The sequence below is a fragment of the Ruegeria sp. AI3 genome (assembly GCF_056541245.1).
In genome coordinates, this window is the sequence record NZ_JBQFYA010000032.1 from 1 (window position 1) to 3,805 (window position 3,805).

Below are 3,805 nucleotides of genomic sequence, written 5' to 3' on the forward strand. Positions count from 1 at the left end.
ATATCGCTGACTGTGAATGGCATGTCTGTGAGCGGTGAAGTTGAGGGTCGGACGTTATTGTCTGGTTTTTTGCGGGATCATTTGTCTTTGACGGGGACGCATGTGGGCTGTGATACGGCGCAATGCGGGGCCTGTGTGGTGCATGTAAACGGCGAGGCCGTGAAGTCGTGCAACATGCTGGCGGTTGAGGCTGACGGGGCCGAGGTCGGCACGATCGAGGGTCAGGCCTCCGAGGATGGGACGCTCAATACGATCCAGCAGGCGTTTCAGGATCACCACGGGCTGCAATGCGGCTTCTGCACGCCGGGCATGGTGATGAGCGCGGCGGCCTTGCTGAAGGACAATCCGCGCCCGTCCGAGGCCGAGATCCGCAAGTATCTGGAAGGCAACCTGTGCCGCTGCACGGGCTATCACAACATCGTCAAGGCGATCATGGCCGCTTCAGGCCAGGACGTCAGCAGCATCGCCGCCGAATAAGCGGCTCGAGGGAGGAGAACAAGCAATGCCCAAAGACAGTGGCATCGGAGCCAGTTCCAAGCGGCGCGAGGACGTGCGCTTTCTGACCGGAGCAGGCAATTATACCGACGACATCAACGTGGCCGGACAGGCCTATGTTCATTTCCTGCGCTCGGATGTTGCGCATGGCCGGATCACCAGCCTTGATACCTCGGCGGCCGAGGCCATGCCGGGCGTGGTCAAGGTGTTCACCGGCAAGGATTTCGAAGGCGTGGGCGGCATGCCCTGCGGCTGGGAGGTGACGGACAAGCACGGCGCGCCCATGCAGGAGCCTGCGCATCCCATTCTGGCCCAGGGCAAGGTGCGCCATGTGGGTGATCCCATCGCCGCCGTTGTGGCCGACAGCCTGGAGCAGGCGCGTGATGCGGCCGAGGCGATTGACCTCGAGATCGAGGAACTGCCCGCCGTGATCGACATGAAGGCCGCGGCGCAAGAGGGCGCGACGCTGGTCCATGACGATCTGAAGAACAACATCTGCTATGATTGGCAGCTGGGTGAAGCGGATGACGCCAAGGTCAATGAGGTCTTCGCCAATGCGGCCCATGTGACCACGCTGGATCTGGTGAACAACCGCCTGGTTGCCAACCCGATGGAACCGCGTGTGGCGGTGGGTGAGTATAAGCGGGGCACGGATGAGTACACGCTCTATACCACCTCGCAGAACCCGCATGTGATCCGCCTGCTGATGTGCGCCTTTGTGCTGGGCCTGCCCGAGCATAAGGTCCGAGTGGTGGCCCCGGATGTGGGCGGCGGTTTTGGCACCAAGATTTTCCACTATGCGGAAGAGGCGTTCTGTACCTTCGCCGCCAAGGCCTGCAACCGGCCTGTGAAGTGGACCTCCAGCCGGTCCGAGGCGTTCATGTCGGATGCCCATGGCCGGGATCATGTCAGCAAAATCGAACTGGCGCTGGATGCAGACAATAACTTCATCGGGTTGCGGACCAACACCTACGCGAACCTTGGGGCGTATCTGTCGACCTTCTCCAGCTCCGTGCCAACCTGGCTGCACGGCACGCTGATGGCAGGCAATTACAAGACGCCGGTCATTCAGGTGAATGTGAAGGCGATGTTCACCAATACGGTGCCGGTGGATGCCTATCGCGGCGCGGGCCGGCCCGAGGCGACGTTCCAGTTGGAACGCGTGGTGGACAAGGCCGCGCGCGAGCTGGGGGTCGATCCGATTGCCCTGCGCCGTCAGAACTTCATCACCCAGTTCCCCTATGACACGCCGGTCGCGCTGACCTATGACACCGGGGATTACAACGGGACCATGGACAAGCTTGAGGCTGCGGCTGATCTGGCAGGCTTTGCGGCCCGCCGTGCGGCCAGCGAGGCCAAGGGCAAACTGCGCGGTCTGGGCATCAACTGCTATATCGAGGCGTGCGGCATTGCGCCCTCGAACATCGTTGGCATGCTGGGGGCCCGGGCGGGTCTCTATGACGCGGCGACCGTGCGAGTGAATGCCACCGGTTCGATCAGCGTCATGGTTGGCGCGCACAGCCACGGGCAGGGGCATGAGACTGCCTTCCCGCAGGTTGTGGCCGACATGATCGGCATTGATGAATCAATGGTCGAGATCGTGCATGGCGACACTTCGAAGATCCCGTTCGGCATGGGCACTTATGGCTCGCGCTCGCTGGCGGTCTGTGGCTCGGCCATGGTGAAGGCCACCGAGAAGGTGATCGACAAGGCCAAGAAGATTGCCGCCCACCTGCTGGAGGCGTCTGAGGCCGATATTGAGCTGAAGGACGGTCAGTTCAGCGTCGCGGGCACCGACAAGTCGGTGACCTGGGGCGATGTAACCCTGACAGCCTACGTGCCGCATAACTTCCCGCTGGAGGTGGAACCGGGGCTGGAGGAGACCGCGTTCTACGACCCGGCCAACTTCACCTTCCCCTCGGGCGCTTATGCCTGCGAGGTCGAGCTGGACCCCGAGACTGGTCAGGTCAGCATCGAAGCCTTCACCGCGGCGGATGACTTTGGCAACATAGTCAATCCGATGATCGTGGATGGCCAGGTCCATGGCGGTATTGGCCAGGGTATCGGCCAGGCTCTGCTTGAGAACTGCGCCTATGACGAGAATGGCCAGCTGCTGAGCGCGTCCTTCATGGATTACGCCATGCCGCGCGCTGATGATGTGCCCTTCTATGGCGTCGATCATTCCAGCCAAACACCCTGTACGCATAACCCGTTGGGTGTGAAGGGCTGTGGTGAGGCCGGGGCAATTGGCTCTCCGCCGGCGGTGGTCAATGCGGTTCTGGATGCGATGAACTCGGGCGGCAAGGCGGTGGATCACATCGATATGCCAGTAAGCCCGTCGCGCGTCTGGGCGGCGATGAACAGCTGAGTCGAGAGGGCGGTCCGGGGGCCAGCTCCCGGACCCCCGAGGTATTTTTAGCCAGATGAAGAGCGGATCTGCGCTCTTCGGAAAGGAAAAGCGGAATGTACAGTTTCGAGTTTGAAAAGCCCTCGAGCATTGCCGACGCGGTTGCTGCGTTGGGGGCCGAGGATGCGCAGCCATTGGGTGGGGGTCAGACGCTGATCCCGACGCTGAAGCAGCGCCTGGCGGCCCCTTCGGTGCTGGTCAGCATGGGTGGGATTGCCGAGATGCAGGGTGTCTGTGTCGAGGATGACGGCTCGGTCGTCATTGGCGGGGCGACGCCCCATGCCACGGTGGCGCGCGAGGCGGCGGGATCGTATCCGGCGCTGGCGGCTTTGGCGGGTCAGATCGGTGATCCGGCGGTGCGCAACCGCGGCACCATTGGCGGGTCGGTGGCCAACAATGATCCGGCGGCCTGTTACCCGGCGGGTGTGCTGGGCTCGGGCGCGACCATCGTGACCAACGCGCGGCAGATCGCGGCGGATGACTTCTTTCAGGGCATGTTTGCCACCGCGCTGGATGAAGGTGAGATCATCACCTCGGTTCGCTTCCCGGTGCCGCAGGCAGCGAGCTATCAGAAGTTCCTGCAGCCTGCGTCCCGATTTGCCTTGGTCGGCGTCTACGTGGCGCGGTTCGCGGATGGTGTCCGCGTGGCCGTGACCGGCGCCAGCGAAGACGGTGTGTTCCGGTGGGCAGAGGCCGAAGAGGCCCTGAACAAATCCTTCAGCGCCGAGGCACTGATGGGGCTGAGCGTCAACCCGATGAACATGATCGCCGACCTGCATGGCAGCAAAGACTACCGCGCGCATCTCGTCAGCGTCATGACAAAACGTGCCGTCCAAGACTGCGCATAAACACAAAAACAACAAACCCTAAAGCCCCGGGCAAAACCTCGGGGCTTTTGCTATG

At 62.4% G+C, this 3,805-nt stretch carries 3 protein-coding genes; all 3 read left to right on the plus strand.

Annotation, left to right across the window (positions count from 1 at the left end):
- On the plus strand, nucleotides 1–477 hold a 477-nt coding region (locus tag ACRZ95_RS22685; protein ID WP_480555635.1), incomplete at its 5' end, for a (2Fe-2S)-binding protein.
- Nucleotides 478–502: 25 nt separating this feature from the next.
- The gene (locus ACRZ95_RS22690; protein ID WP_170675952.1) at nucleotides 503–2,863 is read left to right on the plus strand and encodes a xanthine dehydrogenase family protein molybdopterin-binding subunit; all 2,361 of its coding nucleotides are present in this window, start codon (nucleotides 503–505) and stop codon (nucleotides 2,861–2,863) included.
- Between the two features lie 95 nt (nucleotides 2,864–2,958).
- The gene (locus tag ACRZ95_RS22695) at nucleotides 2,959–3,750 is read left to right on the plus strand and encodes an FAD binding domain-containing protein (RefSeq protein WP_170675953.1); all 792 of its coding nucleotides are present in this window, start codon (nucleotides 2,959–2,961) and stop codon (nucleotides 3,748–3,750) included.
- Nucleotides 3,751–3,805 lie beyond the last annotated feature (55 nt).